The 21,125-nt window shown below is 66.5% G+C and carries 23 protein-coding genes; all 23 read right to left on the bottom strand.

Features of this window, described 5'->3' with window-relative positions; genetic code table 11:
- Positions 1–14 precede the first annotated feature (14 nt).
- The gene (locus CA234_RS03150; RefSeq protein WP_126000850.1) at positions 15–470 is read right to left on the bottom strand and encodes a hypothetical protein; all 456 of its coding nucleotides are present in this window, start codon (positions 468–470) and stop codon (positions 15–17) included.
- A gap of 23 nt (positions 471–493) precedes the next feature.
- Positions 494–1,132: a DUF4376 domain-containing protein gene (locus tag CA234_RS03145; protein WP_126000849.1), complete on the bottom strand. Its 639-nt coding sequence runs from the start codon at positions 1,130–1,132 to the stop codon at positions 494–496.
- A gap of 35 nt (positions 1,133–1,167) precedes the next feature.
- The gene (locus CA234_RS03140; protein WP_126000848.1) at positions 1,168–1,455 is read right to left on the bottom strand and encodes a hypothetical protein; all 288 of its coding nucleotides are present in this window, start codon (positions 1,453–1,455) and stop codon (positions 1,168–1,170) included.
- A gap of 11 nt (positions 1,456–1,466) precedes the next feature.
- Entirely contained in the window at positions 1,467–2,192 is a 726-nt protein-coding gene (locus CA234_RS03135) for a hypothetical protein (RefSeq protein WP_126000847.1), read from the bottom strand.
- Position 2,193: 1 nt separating this feature from the next.
- A complete protein-coding gene (locus CA234_RS03130) occupies positions 2,194–2,472 on the bottom strand; it encodes a hypothetical protein (protein ID WP_126000846.1) in 279 nt (92 codons plus the stop codon).
- The gene (locus tag CA234_RS03125) at positions 2,472–6,074 is read right to left on the bottom strand and encodes a phage tail protein (protein WP_164521694.1); all 3,603 of its coding nucleotides are present in this window, start codon (positions 6,072–6,074) and stop codon (positions 2,472–2,474) included. Before CA234_RS03125 ends, CA234_RS03130 begins: the two co-directional genes overlap by 1 nt.
- Before the next feature lie 119 nt (positions 6,075–6,193).
- The gene (locus CA234_RS03120; protein ID WP_206431078.1) at positions 6,194–6,616 is read right to left on the bottom strand and encodes a hypothetical protein; all 423 of its coding nucleotides are present in this window, start codon (positions 6,614–6,616) and stop codon (positions 6,194–6,196) included.
- Positions 6,598–7,251 (bottom strand): hypothetical protein, encoded by a 654-nt coding sequence (locus tag CA234_RS03115; RefSeq protein WP_126000844.1) that lies wholly within the window; start codon positions 7,249–7,251, stop codon positions 6,598–6,600. The genes CA234_RS03120 and CA234_RS03115 overlap by 19 nt, the downstream gene beginning before the upstream one ends.
- Positions 7,248–7,856, bottom strand: a complete 609-nt coding sequence (locus CA234_RS03110; protein WP_126000843.1) for a hypothetical protein — start codon at positions 7,854–7,856, stop codon at positions 7,248–7,250. The genes CA234_RS03115 and CA234_RS03110 overlap by 4 nt, the downstream gene beginning before the upstream one ends.
- A 1-nt stretch (position 7,857) precedes the next feature.
- A complete protein-coding gene (locus CA234_RS03105) occupies positions 7,858–11,148 on the bottom strand; it encodes a hypothetical protein (RefSeq protein ID WP_126000842.1) in 3,291 nt (1,096 codons plus the stop codon).
- The gene (locus CA234_RS03100; RefSeq protein ID WP_206431077.1) at positions 11,138–11,311 is read right to left on the bottom strand and encodes a hypothetical protein; all 174 of its coding nucleotides are present in this window, start codon (positions 11,309–11,311) and stop codon (positions 11,138–11,140) included. The genes CA234_RS03105 and CA234_RS03100 overlap by 11 nt, the downstream gene beginning before the upstream one ends.
- Positions 11,312–11,346: 35 nt before the next feature.
- A complete protein-coding gene (locus CA234_RS03095; RefSeq protein WP_126000841.1) occupies positions 11,347–11,892 on the bottom strand; it encodes a hypothetical protein in 546 nt (181 codons plus the stop codon).
- Positions 11,892–13,160 carry a phage tail tube protein gene (locus CA234_RS03090; RefSeq protein WP_126000840.1) on the bottom strand — a complete coding sequence of 423 codons (1,269 nt, stop codon included), beginning with the start codon at positions 13,158–13,160 and terminating at the stop codon, positions 11,892–11,894. The genes CA234_RS03095 and CA234_RS03090 overlap by 1 nt, the downstream gene beginning before the upstream one ends.
- Positions 13,161–13,187: 27 nt before the next feature.
- Entirely contained in the window at positions 13,188–13,616 is a 429-nt protein-coding gene (locus tag CA234_RS03085) for a hypothetical protein (RefSeq protein WP_126000839.1), read from the bottom strand.
- The gene (locus CA234_RS03080) at positions 13,616–14,212 is read right to left on the bottom strand and encodes a DUF6441 family protein (RefSeq protein ID WP_126000838.1); all 597 of its coding nucleotides are present in this window, start codon (positions 14,210–14,212) and stop codon (positions 13,616–13,618) included. Before CA234_RS03080 ends, CA234_RS03085 begins: the two co-directional genes overlap by 1 nt.
- On the bottom strand, positions 14,209–14,571 hold the full coding sequence (locus tag CA234_RS03075; RefSeq protein ID WP_126000837.1) for a hypothetical protein: 363 nt from the start codon (positions 14,569–14,571) through the stop codon (positions 14,209–14,211). The genes CA234_RS03080 and CA234_RS03075 overlap by 4 nt, the downstream gene beginning before the upstream one ends.
- Positions 14,572–14,575: 4 nt before the next feature.
- Positions 14,576–15,166 (bottom strand): hypothetical protein, encoded by a 591-nt coding sequence (locus tag CA234_RS03070; RefSeq protein ID WP_126000836.1) that lies wholly within the window; start codon positions 15,164–15,166, stop codon positions 14,576–14,578.
- A 69-nt stretch (positions 15,167–15,235) separates the two neighbouring features.
- Positions 15,236–16,273, bottom strand: a complete 1,038-nt coding sequence (locus CA234_RS03065; protein ID WP_126000835.1) for a major capsid protein — start codon at positions 16,271–16,273, stop codon at positions 15,236–15,238.
- A gap of 102 nt (positions 16,274–16,375) precedes the next feature.
- On the bottom strand, positions 16,376–17,047 hold the full coding sequence (locus CA234_RS03060; RefSeq protein ID WP_126000834.1) for a head decoration protein: 672 nt from the start codon (positions 17,045–17,047) through the stop codon (positions 16,376–16,378).
- Between the two features lie 78 nt (positions 17,048–17,125).
- A complete protein-coding gene (locus CA234_RS03055; protein WP_126000833.1) occupies positions 17,126–18,478 on the bottom strand; it encodes a S49 family peptidase in 1,353 nt (450 codons plus the stop codon).
- Positions 18,475–20,184, bottom strand: coding sequence for a phage portal protein (locus tag CA234_RS03050; RefSeq protein WP_126000832.1), 1,710 nt, complete (start codon positions 20,182–20,184; stop codon positions 18,475–18,477). The genes CA234_RS03055 and CA234_RS03050 overlap by 4 nt, the downstream gene beginning before the upstream one ends.
- Positions 20,184–20,414, bottom strand: a complete 231-nt coding sequence (locus CA234_RS03045) for a hypothetical protein (protein ID WP_126000831.1) — start codon at positions 20,412–20,414, stop codon at positions 20,184–20,186. The genes CA234_RS03050 and CA234_RS03045 overlap by 1 nt, the downstream gene beginning before the upstream one ends.
- A gap of 173 nt (positions 20,415–20,587) precedes the next feature.
- The gene (locus CA234_RS03040) at positions 20,588–21,091 is read right to left on the bottom strand and encodes a hypothetical protein (RefSeq protein ID WP_164521693.1); all 504 of its coding nucleotides are present in this window, start codon (positions 21,089–21,091) and stop codon (positions 20,588–20,590) included.
- Between the last annotated feature and the right edge of the window lie 34 nt (positions 21,092–21,125).

The following is a 21,125-nucleotide window of genomic DNA, read 5'->3' as shown; positions in this document are numbered from 1 at the left end:
GAGGTTGGAGGAGGTCAGCCGTCCAGCTTGGGCGCCTGGGGGTGCGGCTTCAGGGCCGCATATTCCGGGTGCAGGCGCCCCTCGCGCGCCGCTTCCTTGATCGCGGCAGCGGCCAGTTCTGCCTGAGTGGTGTTGCGCGCCGCCCCGACGATACTCTCGGCGACCGCCGCTGCCTCCGCGTCGACACGCTGCAGGAACCGATCGGTGAGCAGCTTGACCAGGCGGTCGGCGCCCACCGTCGAGAAGGCGGAGAACAGCGCCGCCGCCTCCGCTTCGACCCCGGCGCGCGTCGCCATCCAGTAGGCGATCAGCGCCACCAGCGGCAGCAGCAGCAAGTCGGCGAAGACCAGCCGCGCCTTCACCTGCACCCCGCGCTTCAGCAGCATCGCATATTTCGCCGCGAACCCGAACGTGATCCCGATCAGGATCCAGCCGTACTTCGCCAGCACCGTTTCAAATACCGGCGTCATCGGCATTGCCCCTTTGATTGAGTTCATGCGGCCACCCCCGGCCAGCCGCTGACGAAATTGATCGCGGAAACCGCATCGACCGTGTCGGCCGCGTCGATCTCCGCCCGAAGCGCCTGCGCGCGTTCCCAGCACGCGGCGATGTGCTCGCCCACGGCCATGCCCAGCGCGATCATGGCGGACGCGTCGTGGGTGACCGGCTGATTGTCGGCCATGACCCAATCGACGGAATAAGGTTGGCCCGCGGCCTGCGCGATCTGCGCCATCTGCACGGCGCCGGCGATGAGGATTCGGCTCCGCTCGTCGCTGTCGACACGGCCTAGAGCGGTTTCGCACCCGCCGCTTGCGCACTTGTCGCGCTCTGCCTTTACGGACACCCAGGCTCTAGCGCGCGCCGTGTCGAGGTCCCCCGCTGCCGGGTCGACGACGGTTGCGCCTGCGAACGGCGCACCCGGCAGCGACAGAATCCGCTCGACGTCGTCCAGCGTCGAGATCTTGAGCTCCCGCGGGATGACATAGGTGTCCTGCCAAGACGTCAGCAGCATGTCCTCGAGGTGGTAGCTGTTCACCACCGCATGGGTGGCATCTTGGTGGACCTCGAACCGCGCCGCCTGGTGGAAGCGCGCCTGCGCTCCGTTGGGCATGAGTTTTTCCAGAATAAACATAGCGATTCCTTCAGGATCAGAGCCGAGGGCCGCCTTCAGCAGGCGTTGACGACACGCACCGGAGCGCCCTGCGCCTGGGCGAGGAGTTGGCCCGGCTGCAGCACCACAACTCGGGCGGGAATGCCCTTGGCCCGCATGTCGGCAGCGATCCGGCGGGCGGTCGCCTCGTTCTCCTCCCGCTTCTTCAGCGCGAGGCGATAGATGCCGCACTCGGCGCGATTGTCGGCAATTACGAGGACCGGCCGCACCTGCGCGACGACGGTGGTGGACGGCGTCAGGGCAAGCGAAAGCGCTGCCAGAATTGGCAGGGAGATGTTTTTCATGGTGAACCTCTTCAGTAGGAAGTGACGTCCAAAATCATCACGTTGCGTGGACCGCTGAATTTGCGCTGCGCAGCTTGGCCGGCGTTCGTGATGTAGCCGGCCGACTGATCGACGATCTGCAGGGAGACCGTCAGCTGCCCGCCGGACGCCTGCACAGCGTCCATCAGGTATTTGTACCGGTAGCGATCCGGCTGCCCGTCAGGCGCGCCGATACTGTCGTATCGGGTGTATCCGGACCGGCCGCCGAAGGCCGCCGCATAGCGGCGACCGGCCGGAATCGACGTCGACGACGGGCCAAGACTCCCCTCGCCGATCGGCTGCTGCAGATAGTCGGACGCGATCGCCGGCTTCGCCTGCAGTTGCCAGAACGGGACGCCGTTCTCGTCCATCAATTCGAAGACGGCCCCACTTGCCGGTTGAGGCGTAAGCGCATCGAAGGCGAACCAGGTGATCGACGAGCTTCCATTTACGAAGAAGTGAAAGCTCGAGGTCGAGCCGTTCCGCTCGACATAGTGCGGCGCCCACATGACCCCGTCGTTGGGCACGAATGCCAGAAAGGATTGCGTCGTCAGGCCTCCGATATCCAGCCTTGTAGCGGTCCAACCGGGAGTATTGCTCGACCCCGGGTTGGTACCGCTCGAATGCACACCCCGCGCAGCGAGCACCGGCATCTTCGCGTAGATCGCGAACTGCAGGCGGTTCGCTGCCGTGAAGAACTCCAGCATCGCTTCGGCCATGTCAGCGGATCCCGTACAGAAAGGTGCCGTTGAAGTTGCTGCCGTTGACGATCAGCTGGTTGCCGGAGAGCGTCATCACAGGCTCACCGAAGGGTGGATTCTCCACGTTGTAGACACCGGCGGGGATGTAGAAGGCCCACGGAATGCCCTTCAGGAACCGATCATCGGTGATGGTGAAGGCACTCGTCCTGCCGACCTCGGTCCCCAATTGGCTGACCGTCGCGGTGTAGATGCTGGCGATCGAATTGCCGTTCTCGTCCCAGAGCTCGAGCCCCTCCATCACACCACCGCCCAGCGACCGCGCAAGACGTTGTTCGACCCGTACAGGAGGATGGCGTTATCGCGCACCTCCACCCGGGCGCCGCTGCCGGCAGTACGAAGCACGCCGATCCGCGCGGTGATCGCCGACAGCTCGGTCACCGCGAGGCGGGCAGCATCGATCGAGCCGATCTGCATGTGATTGCCGACGAGAGTGTTGAAAGCGACTTTGTCGCCGACGATCGAGCGAGCGACGACATTTTCGGCCATGAAGAAACCATAGGGTGGCACGCTGTACGGGAGCATCTCCGTCGCGTTCTCCGTGGTCTCGGCGAACATCGGTCGCATACCGAACAGACGGCTGGAATTGGCAGGGTTCGGGGCAGTGTGCGCCTTCCGGAACACCAGCATAGCCTGCCGCCCACCGGGCGGCGACTTCCCGCGATTGTAGATGCGCTTGTAGCCGTCGAGCGTAGTGTGACCCGACACCTCGTCGGGCTCCAGAAGGGCGTAGGAGTTCGCCACGGGATCGCCGGTGGGAGTCTCCGAGAGAGCGTTTCCGTCTCCATCGAACCAGACGATCAGAACAGCAGCACGGCAGCCGTAGGTGCACGCCCAGAGACTGAACTCGTAGGTCTTGCCCTCCTCGATAGGCCACATCTCGTCCAGATCGCCGTTCTGGTTCTTCATCCTGGCCATGCGGATGTCCGAGAAGCCCGCGCCACCCGTCTGGGTGTTGGGCTGGTAGATCATGAACGTGGAGCCGTCCGGAAGCGAGTAGAAGGGTCCGGGGTCATAGCCGAAGTTCAACGACTGGAGCACGCCCTGCCCGCCGGTCGTGACATTGCCGGTGGTCACGTCGTAATACTGCACACCGTCAGGATTGTAGGCAAAGCGCATGTAGTTGCGCGGGTTCGTGCCGGGCACCGCCCCGATCAGCTGGTTGCCGCCGACGCCGATTCCGAGCTGCGACGAGGCCACCGTGCCGACCAGGTCGGCCGCGGGTACCGAACTGCTCCAATGCCCATTGTGGAAGCGCCAGAGCTTGCCGTCGGCCCTGCTCTGCACCTGGCGGCCCTCGAAGTTATACGGGTCATCGTCCGAAGGCACGGTATCGAGGATCTCGTACCCCCCGATCAGCTTCGCCACGGAAACGACGTCACTCAGCGTCTGCCCGCCGACAGTCGCGCTGATGGTGAGCGAAGCGTCGTCCGACGCCATGTCGGTCACTTGGTACCAGCCCTTGGGCTTGCCGGCGACCGGGTTGCCGAAGCCGGTGTTGATCGTCGCCGTACAGCCGACCGCGCTGAGCGAAAGCACCACCCCCGAGGTGATGTCGGTATTGCCGGAACGGACGGTCGCCTGCCCGTTCGCGCTATCGTATCCACGGACTGCCCCGTCCGCATAGGCCCGCAACTGGATCGAATGCTTGGTCAGCACCAAGACGTTCGCCGGCGCGCCGTCGGAACCGGCGCCTGCCCTGGCCTTCGCGATCCTGTAGACGCGATCGATCATGACGCCGCCATAGGATGCGCGCAGCGTGGCGGATCCTGTGTCCGCCGACATCCCGCTGACCGTGTAGACGCCGCTAGCCGCATCGATCGCGATCGCGACGCCGTTGGTCGACAGGACCGAATAGGCCGTGCCCGCCCCAGTCGACACATCGCTGAGGCCGACGAACACCTTGAAGGCGCCGCCTGCATCGGTGAAGCTGCTGACCTCACCAGCACTGTCCGCAGCGAGGACGACGCTCTCGCTCGTCAGATAGCCGGTGATCGAGGCGGCGCGCTGTAGCGCGACCTGCAGCATCGCCAGGGCGTAGCGAAGGTCGTTGATCTTGCCGTCGAAAACCTCGCGGTTGACGAAGGTGGTGTTGCCGGTGTCGTTCCATGCCGGCGACAGCGTCGCAAGATAGTCGGCCCAGGCGTTGTAGGCGTCGTCCGCCACGCTGCGCGCTTCGGCCACAGCGGGGACGCCGGACAGCTGGGCGGCCTGTGTGTCGAGCAGGCCGAAGGCATTGGCGAGCTCCCCCTGCAGCGGCACGAGCTTGGTGATCTTCTCGTTGGGGGTGAGCACGCCATCGTCCGACAGCGCTGCGATCTGGCTCAGCGCCTGATCGGCGACCGCGGACGCGCTCACAATAAGCTCGCCGAGATCGTTGATGTCCCGCACGATCGGCAACAGTGCATTGCTGTAGGTCGTGGGATCGGCGCCCTGCACCGCAGGCGCATCGCTGGCATCCCAGAGGTAGATGTCGGGATGCTCCTCCCGAAGCGTCATCGGCACCGTGCCGTCGACCTGGATCGTCATCGAGACAACCCGGAACAGCTTGTTCACCCACCCGAGCGCCGGGAAGGTAAACGGCACCACGTCGCCCTTGCGATAGCGCCAGGCGGTTGCCTGGAACACCGCCTCGAACATGCCGCCGTACAGCGCCCGTTGCAGTCGCTGCTTCACCAGCCGCTGGGCCTGGCTCGGCGATTGCACCATCGTCAGGTTGACCGTCTCCACCCGATCGATGCCGTCTGGGCTGTCGATCCGCACCTCGGGATAGTCGACCTGCTGGTATAGCGACGTGGTCGACGGATCGGTGTAGCTACCCCGGATGATATTGAAGCTGTCGGTCAGCGGCGGCGTCTGCGTCCATTTGAACGAATCCAGCACGTCCGCAGCGGTGAGCCCGATCTGGGGCGATCCCAGATCGTTGTGCAGCACCGTGATCCGCAGCTTGCCGTCGACGTCGTCCAGGTCGGCATTCATCGCCGCCTTCAGGTTGTCGAGCACCAGCGATGGATCGTCGGCCTCGCTGAAGATGCCGTCGCTGCGGTACCGGGGCTCGGTGCCGCCGGCCGCGCGGGCGACCTGCTCGTCGCAGAGATTCGCGGCGGTGATGAAGCTGTCGAGATCGATGCGCTCGGGAGGGATGCCCTTGCCCACCGCCAGCTTCCACTGCCCCGTTACCGGGTTCTGGATGCGCCAGCCGAGGAGATACCAGAGCAGCTGCAGCGCGGGGTTGCGCGCCGCGTCATCGCTCCACACCCAGGTCGACTGATCGCCCGCGCGCTGGGGACCGACACCGCCGGCGGTGCTGTCCAATCGCGGATCGTAGACCAGCGCCGCCTTGCCGATCACCGTCACTCGGGTGGGAATCGACTGCGCGAAGGGGCTGTCGCTGTTCTTCCCGTTTCCGGTGAGCTTGTAGCGAAGGTGCAGGTACGCGAGGCCCGTGAACCGCCGCGAAGAACCCATGCGGCTCGAGATGTTGATGGCGTTCGCCGCCGACCCCTCGAGAACCGGCGTCACGGTTAAATAGCCGGAGAATTCCCCCTGCGCGCCGCCGGACGCTGCCCAGGCGAGCTTGTCGTCGAACCAGATCTGCTCGACCGCCTGCACCTTGTGGCTGGCAATGACGAGGAAGCGGTGCAGGACGGTCTGGTTCTCGGTATATTCCTGGTCGCGCACCTCGGTTGCCATCGCGGTGTGGCCGAACACCAGGTGCCGCGCTGCGCGCAGGTTGATCGAGGCGAACAGCCGGTCTGACGCGGCCTGGCTGGATGTCGGCGCCTTCGGCTTCGGAGCGAGGAGCGAGCTGCCGATCGCAAGGCCGGCGGAGATCAGCGTCAAGGTCGAAGCTCCGACGCCCAAGGCTCCGGTGACGGCTGCCGCCAAACCTGCCCCGAGGCCGCCGCTGGCCACAATCGCTACAACCCCGACGATCGCACCCGCGATTTTGAGAACCTTGCTCATCGGATGGCCCAGGCCTTCGTCCATTCGCGCCGAGGCACCCGCACGAGGCCTTCCCGCTCCCCCTCCTCACCCACGAACAGCGCCTCGGCGCCGATGCACACGCCCACCGCATCCCCGCGCTGGACGATATCCCCGCGCTGCGCGAATGCGGGGGCGATCGCCGGGAACAGCACGTCGAACTGCGCCTCCACATCGGCGTGGCCCTGCCGGCGGAGCGCCCGCGCCGCGCCACGCGCGGTCTGGTACCGGCCGCGATACGCCGTGGCGTGGTCCTCGCCCGTCAACGCCAGGATCGCATGCGCCGCATGCAGCGCGCAGTCATGGCTGCCCCAGGCCATCGGCCTATCCGCAACGCTCGCCAGATAGTCGGCGAGGCGGGCTTCCCAGTCGAGCAGGCGCGTCATTGAAAGCTGTTCCAATTTCTGCTCCCGCCGAGGTTCGGTCCTCTGTCGACGGCAGGCGTGTTGTTGACGAGCGGGTTGCCGCTGATGCCGTTGGCGATCGCGATCGCCGCCTTTGCCGACAGGTCGCCGGGATCGAAGCTGTCCTGATCGAGATAGGTGCGGTTCGAGGCCTGGCTGAAGGCGACGAGATAGCTTTCGATCGTGAGGTTGATCGTTTGGCTGTCGGCCGACCCGTTGATGTCGAGCGAGACCATGTAGCCGGTGTAGTAATGCTGGATCGCGCCCCGCTGGCTGCCGTTCTCGTCCCGGATCATTCGCCACAGCCGCGCCGGCCTGCCCTGCCAGTTGGCGGGGTTGCCGATCACGGTGAGCAGATCGTCGTCGAGGCCGACGAGGCCGGAAAGCTGCGCCGTGAGGCTGTCCGACCCGCCCGACTTCATCGCCACCGGCCCGATGTCGACGAATGTCGGATTCAGTGCATCGAACACATGGCCGTCGAGATCCGGATCGCCGCTCCCGGTCGGCAGCAGCGACGCCTCTGCCGTACAGGCCCGCAGCGGATCCCCCACGACGTCCAGGTAGACGAAGAAGACGGGCCGGATGACTTGGGCGTTCAGCGCGGCCGAAGCGGCGGCGTCCATGCGGCTCATTTCGCTTCCTTCGTATCGATGGCGAAGCCGTGCTTGATCCTCTCGCTGAATTCCCAGCCATTGGTGTCGTCGGACATTCGCACCAGGGCGTGCGGCCACTGGATTTCCACCGCAGCACCGGCCTGCGGAACCTCACCGAGCTCCGGCGCGAAGGTTGCCGTCGCTCTACCCTGGGCATCCGACACCAGGCTCGCGGTGAGACAGACGAGCCGCTCGTGGCCGCTGGGAAGCGTGACGGTCATCAGGTGGCCCGCCTCGAGCACGGTCTGCGAGGCCGGCAAGCCCTGCAGCGGAACCGTGAGGCCGGCGCTGCCGCCCGCGCGAACCGTCGGATTGCCGACCGCGGTCTGCTGATCGAGACCAACCCGGATACGGAAGGCGTTGCGCTTCCCACGCAGCGCAACGAAGAAGGCACGCCAGGGGCGCGCTTTAGCCTCGTCCGAGATCGAGGCGAAGGTTCCGGACACCAGCCACTCGGCCGCCCCGGGCAACCCGATGATTTTCGAGGTTCCGGTCCATTTGGAGGTATTTTCCTGCGACGGGTCGCGCAGGCGCACTTTCTTGTCGCGCAGCGGAAGCGGCGCCGGCGGGATGATGATCGCCATGTCAGATCTTCCGGCGGCTTAGCTGGGCGACCGTCGCCGAGGACGACGCGTCGATGATCGACGGCGCCGCCTGACGGACTACCTCCACCGACACGTTGGCGGCACGATCGTCGATCCGCGCGTTCAGATCGTCGGTCAGCGCCAGCTCCACCCGCAGCACGCCCATATTGCCCTCGTTCGCCGCCGAAAGCGCACGACGCGTCTCCGGGGCGTTCCCCACCCGGGTTCCCCGCGGGGCGTAGAGGATCTCCGGCCCGTTCTCGCCCGCGAGCATCATCCCGCCCGACCAGTTCTCGGTGCCGACGGCATTGCCGAAGATCGAGAAAAGGGATTTGACGATTCCGAGCCCGGCGCCGACCGCGCCGACACCACTGCCGACGCTTCCGAAGGGATTGCGCGGCTTGGGATCATAGTCATGCTCCCCCGCGACGATCCCCAGGCCGCCAAGCCCCAGTGGATCCCCGCCGACGCCGGAAGCGAAGTCACCCTTCCCGCCGAACAGGCGGCCGAATACGCCGCTCGCGGTGGGCAGATTCTCGCCGAATAGGGCATTCTTCAGCGGGTTGATCGCAGCCAGGCGGATGAAATCGTTGATCAGATCCTGGATGATCTTGCGGCCGAAATCGCCCCAGTCCTTCCAATTGTCGGTGTTGAGCACATCGTCGATGAAACGGCCGCCGGTCTGTCGGATCTCGTCCCAGATCCCGCGCTGGCGGTCGAGCTCGCGATTGATCTGGTCGAGCGCCTCCTGGTTGCGCATCAGGCTCTGGAACGCTTCGCTGTCGACCGCCACGCCGTCGCGCTTGGCGCCGAGGATCAGCTGCATCTTCGCCAGCTCGCCCTCGCGCACCGCGTCGCTCGCCCCGACCAGCTGCAGCTCGCGCTGCGCGAGGGCGATCCGGTCTTCCTGATCGAGCAGCTGCTGTCGCGCAGCCTGTGCCCGCTGCAGGTCGTACTGCGCCGCCGCCTCGTTGACCCGGGCCTCGACGAACGTCGGCCGCTCCCCCTTGGCATAGCCGCCATTCGCCGCCTCGCTCTCCGCGGCGCGGCGCGCGGCAGCGAGTGCCTGTGCGCGAGGATCCTTGCCGAGATCGGCGATCGCGGCGCGATAGTCGGTCGCGCGGTTCCTAGCCGCCTCTGTCGCAGCCAGCGCCGCGCCCCTGCCCTCTTCCTCATGCGCATCTGCCAGCGCCTTGCGGTAATCGGCGATGATCCGGGTCAGTAGCTTCAGGGCATCCCCCTGCGCGACCAGCTGCAGCCGCAGGAGCGGCCGTAGCGCAGCCTCGTCGGAGAGCTTCCGGTTCAGGTCGCCGGCGAGCAGCGTGCCGGCAGCCACATTGTCGTTCGCGGCATGGCGCGCCAGCGTCTCCGCGCGCAGCTGGTCGAGCCCCTGTGCGCTGGTCACCAGCTGGTCGGCAACCAGGATCTGCAACTGGCGCGCGACCTGCGCATCGGCATCGATGCCCTTCCGGGTCGCATCGGTCAGCCCCTTGCGCGCAGCCTCCGCCTTCAGGGCCGCTGCGCCACCTTCGAGGTAAGCTTCGGCCAATTCGAGCCCAGCAGAAGCATTGACCCGCATCGCATCGGCGTTCCGCGCAAGGGACTCGCTGTGGCGGTCCGTCTTTGCCGCGTCCCGTGCCTCGTTGAGCTTCCGCTCAGCGGCAGTGCGCGCCTCGAGCAGTTGCTTCTGATCGGCCTGTGTCTTCTTGCTCCGATCATAGGCCGCGTCCGCCTCTTTGATGGAGATCGTGTACTGCGCCTGCGCCCGCTCGAGCGATGTCGTCGCGCCGGCAAGCTTCGCCCGAGCCTCAATCATCCCGGTGTCAGCCTTCGCGAGAGCGCTGGCGTCTCCACCCAACGCGGCGAGCTCCTTCCCAAGCCGCTCATTATCGCGCTGCGCCAGGATCGCCTGCCCGCCGATGCTGCTCACGCCGAGCGCAACCTTCGCAAGCTCGGGGCGCGCCTTCGCGAGCGAAGCCAGCCCCTGCGAGAGCTTGTCCACGTCGCCGCCGGCCTCCCGGATGACGCGCTGGACGTCGCGATCGTCGGTGAAGCTGACACCCGAGGTGGTTGTGCCGGGTGCGGCGGCAGCGGCCTTCAGACTGGCCGTACCCGCCAGGTCGAACGCCTTCCGCCGGCTGTCGGCTATCGACTTCTCGTTCTCGGCGATCTGGGCTTGTCGCGCGAGGATCGCGTTAAGCACGAGGGTCTTATTCTGCTCCTTCAACGCCCCGGTGGTCTCGTCGATGAAGCTCTTGATGTCCGACTGGCGCTTCTGGAAATCAGCCATAGCCTCTTCGGCCCGCTTCGACGCGTCGCTGGTCTCGAAGAGTTTGCTGGACAATGCGCCGAGGACGAGAAGACCTGCCGTGATCGCAAGCCCCCATGGACCAAGCATGAACCTGGCGAACTTGCCTGCCGCACCTTCCAGATAGATCATCTGGCCAGCCGCCTGCCCGCCCTGAATGGCGAGAACGCTGAAGACGTTCGCACCCATGGAAATCTGTGTGAAGAAATCCTGCGCCTGCGGTGCGATCGCCGCCATCGCGGTGCCGTGGCGCCGGATGCTCTCCGCGCTCGCGTTCAGCGCGGCACGCTCCCGCCGCAGGACGGCAACGTAATCATCCAGGGAGATAGCCCCCGCGCGGATCAGCTCGCGCGCGTTGGCGATCTCACGATCGTAGCGAACCTGGGCGGCATAGGCGGGATCGAGCGAAATGCGCAGCGCCTGCGCCCGCTGCTCCATCTGCGCGAATGCGGCCGAAAAGACGGACGCGGATTCCTGCGCGCTCTTGCCGATCGCGCCGACGCCGGCATCCGCGGCGGCCGCGCCGTTCAGCTGCCGCACCACCTGCGTATAGCGAGCCCCGCTGATCGCGCCCGCCTCATACAGCTCCTTTGCCTCTGCAAGCGAGGTGTTGAGCCGCTGCTGCGCGGCCAGCGTCGGATCGATCGCGGTCAGCAGCGCACGGGTACGCGCCTCGAGCTGAGCTTGCTGCGCGGCCGCATCACGGAACGCCTCCGCCGACTCGCGCGCGCTTGGGCCGGCATAGTTGGTGCTGGCGGCAGCCTGGAACGCCTGTTGCGTGGCGGTCTGGGGCTGCGCGGCCGCAAGGCGCGCGGCGGCGTTTGCCTGCCGCTTGATCGCCGCCTCGACGTCGGCGCTGGCGCGTTCGTACGAGCGCTGCCAGCGCTGGGCGGTGCGATCTCCCGCATCGGCGATCTCGGCGAAGTCGCCGACCACGCGGGCCTTGCCCTCGGTCCCCAGGCGGATCGCGACGTTAGCCGTCATCTTCGATGTCCTCCGCTTCCTCGTCGTTCCGCTGGCCGAGCAGGATCGCCTGCTCGACCGCCGGCAGCACATCCGCCACCAGCGCCGTGTCGGCGCCGGCCGCGGTGGCCACCATCATCACTGCCCCGAAATCGAGCCCGCAAGGCTCGCTCCGCACCGTCATCCCCATGGCGATCGGCACGGGCACCAGGCGCAGCCTCAGCTGGGTTTCGCACCCCGTGAGGAGCGCCCAGGCTTCTTCGCCTTCGGCCGTTTGGCAGGCGTGCTGGCGGTAGGCGCAGCCTTCGCACCAGTCTTCGCCCTGGGCTTCGCACTGGATCCGGCAGTAGCGCGCGCCCGCCTCGCCCCCGCTCCAGTGCCATTCGGCGAGGCGCGCGATGCGTTTCCCTCCGCCACCCGCAGCGCGAAGGGCAGGACATAGTGGGCGTCGAGCCGGTCGAAGCAGGCCGGGTCGGCAACAAGCAATCGCTTGCTCTCCTCGGTGCAGGCCAGCGGCTTGCCCTCGGCGTCGCCGACCCCTTCCCAGTCGACTAGGCCGGCGACGATCAGCTCCTCGCTATAGGCATCGCCCAGGGCCTCGCCGAACTCGACGTCGCTGATCTTCCCGCGCTGGGGCTCGACGGCCTTGGCGGCCGCCACCCGCGCGCGACGCGCCATCGCGCGGGTCAGCGGCGCGAAGCAGAACCGCGCGCCCATCAGGTCGGCCCATTCCGGCCCCGTGGCCGTTTTCTGCAGCTTCAGCATCAGGTGTAGCTCTGCACATCGTTCTTGAGGGTGATCGTCATCGACGCGGCCTGCGCGCCCGATGCCTGGCCGTTATGTTCGGCAAGGATGCCGCCGGGGCCGTTGATGGCCCGCTTGGCGCGAGGGAGGAACACACGCGGGAGGCTGAACGTCAGCGAGCCGACCGCGTTCTTCCAGCCGAAGGTGAGCGCCCGCGGGAAGGCGGTACCGACCCGGTTGACGGAGTCGCGGTCGACGAAGTTGAGCGAAAGGCGGACGCTGACGGCCACCTTGCCCGGATCGGCGCCGTTGATGCGGCGATCGGCCCGGATCGTCTCGTCCAGGTCCAGATTGTTGGAGAAATTCACCTCCGCCGTCCTGACGGTGGCGAGCACCTGGCCGTTGTCGGTCACCGAACCCGTGGCCTGGGCAAAGCGGGCCACCTGCACTGCCACGGCGCCGGTCGCGCCGCTCACGGCCGCCGGCGCCGTTTCGCCCTGGGCAATCAGCCCCAGCGTTGCGTTCAGCTGGCCCGACCGCTGCATCTGGATCCGCATCGTGTTGCCCTTGGCGCCGAAGTGCGTCGAATAGGACGGGAGCTCGGGGTTACCGTCTTCGATCGACACGGACGGCAGGATGCTGGCGCCGGTGGTGAAGACGTGAGCGTATGTACCGCCGCTGAGCGTGTCGCCACTCGTGGTTCCATTGCTGCCGACACCAGCCGCGAGCGCAAACGCGTTCCCGGTGGCGTTCGGCGTATCGTGCGTCACGGTGAGCGACGTCGCATCGCTGCTGTAGGTCGCCGCGGACACGCCGGCATCCGCACTGGCGTTGAGTTTCGTCGCCAGCGCGGCAAGGGTTGCCGGGAGGTCCGCGCCGAGGTTCACCTGGTTGCCGGCGGCGCCGGAAGCCTTGAAGGTGAAGGCGACGCCCGCGACAGACACCGTCGAATCGACGGCAGGCTGCGCGGTGAAGATGATCTTGCCCATGGCGGGATCGCCGTTGCCGCTCGCTGGAGCCCCGAAATACAGCATCAGCCAGTAGCCGAAGGCGCGCGCATCGACGGGCACGACGACATCGCCGGTATTGTTGAGCACGTCGTCGGTGGGATCCTGCGGTTCGCGGCCGAGCCCGAGCAGATCATCCTCGATCAGCCCGCCTTCCTCGCCCAGGGCGCTGCTGACAAAGGCCAGCTTCTTCCAGGCATTACCCGGCGCCGGGATAGCCCCATAGGAAGCCTCGAACGCAACGGCACGCCGCGCGTTCGCGCCAAATGCGCGTCCAGCCATGCTTCACTCCTTTGAGAAACCCGGGGATCAGCCCAGCGGGTTGGTTGTCGAATAGTGGGCGAACACATTCACGTCCGCCCAGTTGATCGAAATCTCGTCGCGGGTTTCATCCTCCCGCGACGCCTGTTCGACCGAGAGATATTCGCAGAGCCCACCCAGAAACGGGTTGGCCGCGATGATCGCCCCGATCGGCGGCAGCATCGCGTCCAAGGTGAGCCCACCGACGCCCCCCGGCGCCGCGATCTCGAGCGGGATGCGATGACGATAGCTATAGGTCGGCGGATTCAGCGTCACATCCGGGTCGCCGGGGTCCCCGAAATGGCCGATCACGACGCCGCCGGCGGGAATGATCTCCGGCACGCTCGAGTCACCATCGAAACCGCGGACATCGGCCTGCGGAAGGGCCTTCTGGATCAACCCCTTCAGCGCCAGCAAGATTTGCAGCTGCGGCGTCATCAGCGGATATTCCTTTCGATCAGCACGGCCGCGCGCGCCGCCCAGGTCTGGGCGGGCCGCTGCAGCTCAAGCAGTTCCGGCATGTCCACCGAGCGGCGGAGGTTGAACATCGCCACACCCGGGCCGCGATGGGCGCCACGCTTTCGGCGGGTCGACACCACCATGGCAACCAGGCCGCCGCGCTTGGCGGGCCGGAAGAAGAACCTGCCGAAGCGCTGCTCAACCTCCTCGGGCGAAATCGCCACGCTGCCGCCGCGCGACCGCTTCTTAGGTACGTTGTCCGTGGGGAGCCACAGGTAGCGAGCCCCATTTACGGGACGGATCGTAACGCCATTCGTGAAGGCAAAGACGATCTTCGGGGCCTTCGAGTAGACATAGGCTGCCGGCTCGAGGCTGACGCCCTGCTTCGGATAGGTATTGCCCTGCCAGGTGTTCGCCAGCCGCTGGTTGAAGCCGGCGCGCAGCACCTGGTCGCGCAGTTCATCCTTCAGGCCGCCCGTGGCCTCGCGCATTCCCGCAGTGGTGCCGCGTGCCACCTGGTCGAGCCCAGCTTGCGCCGCCTTGGCGAGGCCCACCATCTTGACGTCGACCTTCACGCGACTTCCCGCACGGTGACGTCCCACACCTCGCCCGACACGTCGCGCTTCGGGCGCCCGATCACCTCGAGCAGAAGGCCATCGGGAACGAACGCGCCGGCAGACATGCTGCCCAGCTGCAGCCGGCCCTTCTGCTCGACCTGCGGCACCTGATCGGCAAGCACCTGCGCGCCCTGCCACGTCCGCACCGAGCGCGCTCCGCCATCGGTGCCGACGTCGAGCGGATCGCTACGCTCGACGTCGAAGATCACCGAACAGCGCAGGGCGGGCCCGCCCGCCGGTGCGGTGTACACCGCCGGCGTAGCGAGCTCGTCTTCGTTGAAGAGGGCCGCGCGATCGGCGGCCGACTCGATCGGCACGGGCTCAGGCCGCCGACGTCACCGCGCGGACCTGGGCGAGCAGCCGCGCGAGATCCGCCTTTTTCGCGCTGCTGGCGAACGGGACCTTCAGGTCGGTAAGCGCAGCGGCGATCTCGTCGGCATTGTTGCTGCTTTCGATCGCCGCCGCAGCGCCATCGATGTCGATCGGCGGCGCATAGGCGATCGCGCGCTCGAACAGCTGGTCGGCCGTGTCGCTCGGCTCGAACGCGATGCCGCCTGCCATAAGCAGGTCGCGCATGTCGTCGATCGCCAGACCATTGAATACGGGCGGGCTGAGATCGAGCAGCTCGTCGATCGACATGGCTTCGGTCCACGGGATGCCGAGGCGAGTGAGGAAATCGTGCAGCTCGAGCACGGAAATGCCGTCCACCACTTCATCGCCGCCTGCACTTGCGTCGAGCACCGTCTTCTGGACGAGGGCGCCGGTATCGACGAGGCGCTTCACTTCTTTCGGATTCAGGCCGAGCGAGGTGGCGGCTTCCTCGGTCAGCTCACGGCCCGAGGCTAGCGTGAACGGATCTGCGACGGTGCCACCGGCCAGCGTGACCGCGGCGATCAGAATAATACGAGACATGGGGAATTCTCCCGAAATAAAAGTGGGCGACGCGGTGGCGCCGCCCGAGGGGGTCGACCGATCAGTCGATCACTGCACCGTGGCGCAGGCGCACGCGTCGATGCGGCGGGGACCGAGCACCGGCGCCGACTGCGTCATGACGAATTCGCCCGCGGGATCTTCATCGATCCAGTTCTTCGCGAAGTAGCGGGCCGCGCCGAAATTGTTCCGCGGATCCTGGATCGCGCCGAAAAGCTGCGCCCCTTCCACACCGCCCTGGCTGATCAGCATGACCGTGAAATCGGGGATCAGCTGCTGGGTGGTGCCGTCGTCGGCTTCGTACAGATCGTTGTAGACGTAGAACTCCACGTCGCCGATCCGACCCTTGAAGGTGGGCGAGCCAGGCAAGCCAGCCGTCAGACCCAGCTGCACGGCGGAAGTCTGGCCCAACGTGAGGTCGAGAGCCTTCTGCGACTTCGGATCGTCGATGAACAGCTTCCACGCCTTCGCGTCCATCACCACGACATTCACGGCGCTGTTCGACGTGGTGCCGACGAGATCGATCCAGGTCTGCACATTGTCGTACGGCGAAACGCCGTTCTGACCCCAGCGCAAGCCGCCGGAAAGCTGGATGCTGAGCGCCGCGTTGCGACGATAGTTGACGGTGGTGGCGGGATAATCATCGCTGACCAGGATCAGCTGGCCGGTGCGCAGTACCGAGCTCGCCATCCATTCGAGGCGACGCTCGATGCGGGTGCGATGCTGCAGCAGGTAATCGTTCAGCTGCGCCGCTCGGCGCTCGCCGGGGGACATGGTACCGCCGCGTGCCTCGCCGGCACGGCGACGCATCACCTGCGATGCCTCCACCTTGTTCTTCGGCTTCAGATAAGCCGGGATCAGCGTTTCGACCTGGAAGCCGCGCGGCTGCTGGATCTTGCCGGGTGCAAGCGGCGAAACCAGCGGTGCCAGGCGGCGATCGGCCTGCAGCCGATCGAAATGGACGTTCTCGGTCTCGAACTCCATCACTTCGGGGAAGACGAGTTTGAGGAGGAAGTTGCCGGGCACGTCCAGTGCCTCGACCATCGGCATCATTTCTTCGGTGCCGTAGAGATAATCGGCTTCAAGCATGGGATTCCCTTCCGAATCGAAACGGCGGCACGGGATCACTCCCGCGCCGCCGCCGCCCCCCACCCCGGGAGAGCTGTTTCAGCGTGTGATCTGGGCCTGGGCTCAGTCGTCGATCGTGATGCCGCGCCGGCGCAGATGGTCACGGATGGTCGCGATGGTGTGGCCAGGGCCGAGAACGAGCGCCGACTTCACCACCGTGGCGGTTTCGTAGGCGATCGCCTCGACGTCGGCCGACGTCGCGTCGACGGTCTCGGCCAGGATCATGTCCGGCGTCTGCGAGCCGTCCACCGCGGCGGCCGCCGAGAGGCGATACTTGCCGCTGTCGTCGGCATAGCTGACGGTGATCGCGATGCGGTCATCCTCGACGAAGTCGACGCTACCGTCATTCAGCGTGAAGTTGACGATGCCGTTATAGGCAACGCCGACCGTGCCATTGCCGTCGACGACGCCATCGGGGCGGATCACCTCGAAGCTGCCCGCATTGGTGGCAGGGTTGAGGATACGCACCTGATACACGCCCGCCGGCGCGCCGGTATCGGCGGTAAGGGCGGTGACGGTGCCGTTGCCGGGCGTGCCGCCGCTGCCGCTGACAACGGCGCTGGCCGCAACGGTCTGCGCCGCGGTCGGCACCTTGCCGAGCACCGAACCGAGGATGCGAACGCCCTCGCCCGCCATGATGGTGACCTTGCGGGTCGTAACGCCGGCGGTGCGCGCCAGGAGCGTCGTGAACGAGGTGGGCGTGCTCACCTCATAGCCGGCACGTTCATATGCCATTGCGATGTCCTTTCCAGAAAAGCGAAGGGCGGCCGAAGCCGCCCAGACGTCGCGCCGCGGCGCGAGGGTTCAGTGGGATCAGCCGGCCTTCTTGTTCCGGTTGACGAAGGCGAGGCCGCGATTGGTCTTCTGCTGATTACCGGTCGCGTCGGTGCGGGCCTTGGGCAGCGCATCCGGCTGAGCGGCCTCGTCGCGGGCGCTTTCCAGCGCGGTCCGCTGCTGCTGCGCCGTCGACTTCATCTGCGCGATCGCGAACTCGCCGGCGCTGGTGCCGCTGGAGATCGCGGAAGTCAGGGCCGGCGTGCAGCGGCTCTCGGCATCCAGCTCGATCAGCTGACCAACACGGGCCCGCTCACCGGTGAGCGCAGCCTGCACTGCGGCCTCTTGGGTTGCGGCGCTATATTCCGGCGTGTCCGCCGCCGGCGCGGTCTGTTCGGTGTTCATCTTCTTCTCCTGAGATCGCGCACCGGGCGCGGACCGGGCGGGGCGGCCTGACGAAAGCCCGCCATTCACTTGCTGGGCGAATTCGGCGATCGAATCGGCCCAGCTCATGACCTTGTTGACGAGGCCGGCCTGGACAGCCTCCTCGCCGCGATAGAGTTGCGCCTGCTGACCGCGGACCTGATCCTGCGAAAGGCTGCGAGCCTCGGCGACATGTGCGATGAACTGGTCGTTCGCCATGTTCACCAGCGAGGCGATACGATCGCGAACCTCGGGCGGCAGCGGCTCGAACGGGTTCGCATCGGCCTTGTGCGCGCCGGCGGTGATCAGCGTGACCCTGACGCCTTCCTGCTCCAGCTGCTGCGAGAAGTCCGCGTGCATGGCGATCGTACCGACGGACCCAGCCATACCGAGCGCGTTGATGGTGATCTCGTCGGCGCAGGCGGCGAGAGCGTAGGCCGCGCTGGCGCCGGTACCGCGGATCACGGCGCGCATCGGCTTGGCACCACGCCGGCCCATCAGCGACCCGACGCATTCGTACAGCGAATCCACCTCGCCCCCGGGCGAGTTGATGTCGAGGAGCAGCCCACGCACCGAGGGATCGGCGTCTGCCGCGATGACCTGGGCGCGGATACCGTCATAGCCGGTAAAGCCGGAAATCGGGCCGATGCCGTTCTCGGCAACCGTCTCGCCACGCACCTCGATATGCGCGACGTTGTCGATCACCGGCATCAGCTGCTCGGCCGCCATCTTCGGGGCGCGCTGGTCGACGCCGGCACGCGCCGAGATCTCGACCCGTGCCGCGGCCGCGCGTGTTTCGAGCTCGCCGATCGAAAGTGCGCGCCCTTCCCCGGCGAATAGCAGCTGCTCGATATCGTAGCGCTTGCCGACCGCGCCGATGACGATCGCGGCGGTGTCGGGAAGCACCTGCAGGGGCGCGTTGAACAGGCGCCGCATCACTTCCGCGCGGCTATAGGCCCGTAGACTCATGCCGGTACCTCCGTTTGCTGGGGCTGGTCAGTCGCCGGCGCGCTGCCCCCACCCTGTTGGTTCGGGATCGGCAAGCCGGCGTCGACGAAGCGACGATGCTCGCCGGCGCGGCGCTCGACATTGGCGTCATAGTCGCCACCGGTCAGTTCGGCGGTGATCTCGGCGCCAGTCTTCCAGGCATGCGCCTCGTGCACCTCGAGCGCGTTGGCCTCGCGGCCCGGGTCGAGCGAGATCTTGCCGTCGCCGCGGAAGCGCACGTTCGACCAGCGCTCCCGCAGGGTGCGGTTGGTGAGGAAGCCGGGCATCCGGTACCGGCCCTTCGCCACCTGCTCGTACAGCCAGGCGCGATAGACCGGGGTGCACCAGTGCGCGGCCAGCCAGTCGCGGCGCTTGCGCACGGTCTGGTAGAACACCTCGAGCGCACCGCGGCTTGCCGAATAGCTGGCATTGAATGCGAGCATCAGCACCTCGTACGGCACCTCAACCGCGGCGGCGATCTGGTTGGCCAGCGCCTTGAAGAACGGCTCAAACGCGGGGTTCGGCCGCCCAGGCGACTTCATTTCGACTTCGTCGTCATGCTCGATTTCCCAGGTCGAGCCGACTTCCATCGGCAGATCGGATGCGCGGGCGCCTGCATCCGTAGCGGCGGTCTGCCAGCCCTCGGCGGCATCGACCATCCGATCGGTGCCGTAATCCGGCTCCGGCATCGGGTTGCCGCTTTTACTCTTGTAGATGATCGCGACCATGCTGGTCAGCACGGCCGCAAACGCCTCCGCCTCGGTGAGCGTGGAAACCTGCTGCAGGATCTCCAGCACCGGCGCCAGGACGGACGCGCCCCGGAACTGCTCGGGCCGCTTCACCGTCATCACATGGACGCAGGTCGGAAGCTCCGACTTCTCACCCCAGGCATCGAGCCGCACGGTATCGTCGGGGGTGCGGCCGATCGCGACGCCGTTGAAGCCGTTGGGGGGCGACTTCAGCACATGATAGGCGATCGGTGCCGTGAAATCGTCGACCTCCACGCCGCCGGCGACGACGTTGCCGGTACCGTCGACGCGCGCGCCCTCATCATGGTTCGCCGGCGAGACGACGCGATCGGCCTCGTACAGCTTCCACGCGGTCTCGTGGTACCGCCCGATCTGGTTCTGCGGCATCACGCGGACGCCGAGAATATCGCCGCTTTCCAGCACACCGCGCAGGACGATTTCCTGCTGGTCGTACCCCGTCGCTGTCCGCGCCGCATCCGGATCGGTCGACGACATGTAGTTGTCGAAGTCCGCCGCGATCTGTGCGCCCAGCGTGCGCGCCTCGTCCGCGCTGATGCCGAGCTCGTCGGCCTTCAGGTCGGGAATCGCCATCAGGCCGGTGCCGACCGTGAAGGTGACCGGCCGTTCGATCGCCGCCGTTGCCAGCGGCATGTTCATTGCCGCGTCGCGGGCGCGGCCGATGACGGTCTTCTGGTTGCCGAGGGTGTCGGCATTGGCACTGCGCGGACGGGCGAACCAACCGCGCGTCTGCCGGCGGTTGGTGTGGCCGCCCTTATACCCACCCTGTCCGCCGATGCGGCCCCCATCGGGGCTCGTCGGCGAGCTGGTGAGCGCCGAGGCGGCGCTAAGCGTGGCCCGCGCCGCCATCCGCTTCATTCCCCAGCTGGGCGAGATGGCGGCGGCTGCGCGATCGAGCACATTCATGCGGACATTGAGCATCAGCGCAGCACCACCCGCCGCACGCGGCCGCGCCGCGGGCTGATACCCTGGGCACGGTTGAGCTGACCGCGCAGGTCCTCGACGGCGGCGCGGATCTCGGCGAGATCCGCGCGCACTACCTTGCGGCCCGCGAGCTCATATTCCTGGTTGGTAAGCACCGCCGCCTCGGCCGCGAGATAGCGCGCGAGGCGAGCGTTCAGCTCTGCGATCTGATCCGGCGGCAAGGCCATGGGGTTTCTCCAGGTGGGCCGGGCACAAAAAAGCCCGCCGCCGGATCTACCGGGGCGGGCTCGTCTCTCTCGGGCACGGCACGTCTACGTTTTTGCCCCTGTCAAATATCTCGACTCCCTGTCTAGGGGCTTTCTGCAGTGCAAGTATCGCAAGGCACCCGCCGCAAGTGCCCCTACCTCTTGATCCCAGAACTTAGCACGCGTCGAGGGGCCTGTTCATGACGTACGCCGCGCGTGATAATGTCAAATCCGCACGGATGGCAGACCAACGTTTCGGCTCTTCCAACTGGCAACGTCTCCTTCTTCAGAATGGATTTAGTCCGCTGCTCGTAGCAGTGCGGACAAATCCAATGAGGAGGTTGGGCGCCCTCGCCTTCGATCTTATACCTGTATGCGTAAGAACCTTGGCCCGCGTCGGCCAGCTCGTAATTGGCCTTCTCCTCCTCCCACCTGTCGTAGGCGGCGATTTTTCGCTCTAGCTCCTCGATTTTGCGAAGGTCGGCTGAATGCACCTGATCTGCCGACGTGAGGGCCATCTGGGCTGTAGTTAATTCTCGCATCAGGTTGATGACAGCTTCTTTCACCGCCACATCCAGCTTGAGAGCCTGGAAGCCCTTCGCAATCTCGAACGCCGCCTTCAGTCCTTCATATCCCGCCTGCAGCTCTGCAATCATCATGGCATCCTTTCAGGCACCAAGTTAAAGGCGGACC

Source organism: Sphingomonas sp. ABOLE, from assembly GCF_003950455.1.
GTDB lineage: Bacteria > Pseudomonadota > Alphaproteobacteria > Sphingomonadales > Sphingomonadaceae > Sphingomonas > Sphingomonas trueperi.
Note: the sequence above shows the minus strand (reverse complement) of the source record. Positions and strands in the feature narration are given on the sequence as shown.

Bases quoted from the DNA above. Each gene is read 5' to 3' on its own strand.
- CA234_RS03050 (WP_126000832.1), bottom strand. From the start codon at position 20,184: ATGCTCAATGTCCGCATGAATGTGCTCGATCGCGCAGCCGCCGCCATC.
- CA234_RS03070 (WP_126000836.1), bottom strand. From the start codon at position 15,166: ATGTCTCGTATTATTCTGATCGCCGCGGTCACGCTGGCCGGTGGCACC.
- CA234_RS03140 (WP_126000848.1), bottom strand. From the start codon at position 1,455: ATGAAAAACATCTCCCTGCCAATTCTGGCAGCGCTTTCGCTTGCCCTG.
- CA234_RS03105 (WP_126000842.1), bottom strand. From the start codon at position 11,148: ATGACGGCTAACGTCGCGATCCGCCTGGGGACCGAGGGCAAGGCCCGC.
- CA234_RS03150 (WP_126000850.1), bottom strand. From the start codon at position 470: ATGACGCCGGTATTTGAAACGGTGCTGGCGAAGTACGGCTGGATCCTG.
- CA234_RS03045 (WP_126000831.1), bottom strand. From the start codon at position 20,414: ATGGCCTTGCCGCCGGATCAGATCGCAGAGCTGAACGCTCGCCTCGCG.
- CA234_RS03085 (WP_126000839.1), bottom strand. From the start codon at position 13,616: ATGACGCCGCAGCTGCAAATCTTGCTGGCGCTGAAGGGGTTGATCCAG.
- CA234_RS03090 (WP_126000840.1), bottom strand. From the start codon at position 13,160: ATGGCTGGACGCGCATTTGGCGCGAACGCGCGGCGTGCCGTTGCGTTC.
- CA234_RS03130 (WP_126000846.1), bottom strand. From the start codon at position 2,472: ATGGAGGGGCTCGAGCTCTGGGACGAGAACGGCAATTCGATCGCCAGC.
- CA234_RS03115 (WP_126000844.1), bottom strand. From the start codon at position 7,251: ATGAGCCGCATGGACGCCGCCGCTTCGGCCGCGCTGAACGCCCAAGTC.
- CA234_RS03135 (WP_126000847.1), bottom strand. From the start codon at position 2,192: ATGGCCGAAGCGATGCTGGAGTTCTTCACGGCAGCGAACCGCCTGCAG.
- CA234_RS03145 (WP_126000849.1), bottom strand. From the start codon at position 1,132: ATGTTTATTCTGGAAAAACTCATGCCCAACGGAGCGCAGGCGCGCTTC.
- CA234_RS03040 (WP_164521693.1), bottom strand. From the start codon at position 21,091: ATGATGATTGCAGAGCTGCAGGCGGGATATGAAGGACTGAAGGCGGCG.
- CA234_RS03110 (WP_126000843.1), bottom strand. From the start codon at position 7,856: ATGGCGATCATCATCCCGCCGGCGCCGCTTCCGCTGCGCGACAAGAAA.
- CA234_RS03060 (WP_126000834.1), bottom strand. From the start codon at position 17,047: ATGGCATATGAACGTGCCGGCTATGAGGTGAGCACGCCCACCTCGTTC.
- CA234_RS03095 (WP_126000841.1), bottom strand. From the start codon at position 11,892: ATGCTGAAGCTGCAGAAAACGGCCACGGGGCCGGAATGGGCCGACCTG.
- CA234_RS03100 (WP_206431077.1), bottom strand. From the start codon at position 11,311: ATGACGGTGCGGAGCGAGCCTTGCGGGCTCGATTTCGGGGCAGTGATG.
- CA234_RS03055 (WP_126000833.1), bottom strand. From the start codon at position 18,478: ATGAGTCTACGGGCCTATAGCCGCGCGGAAGTGATGCGGCGCCTGTTC.
- CA234_RS03065 (WP_126000835.1), bottom strand. From the start codon at position 16,273: ATGCTTGAAGCCGATTATCTCTACGGCACCGAAGAAATGATGCCGATG.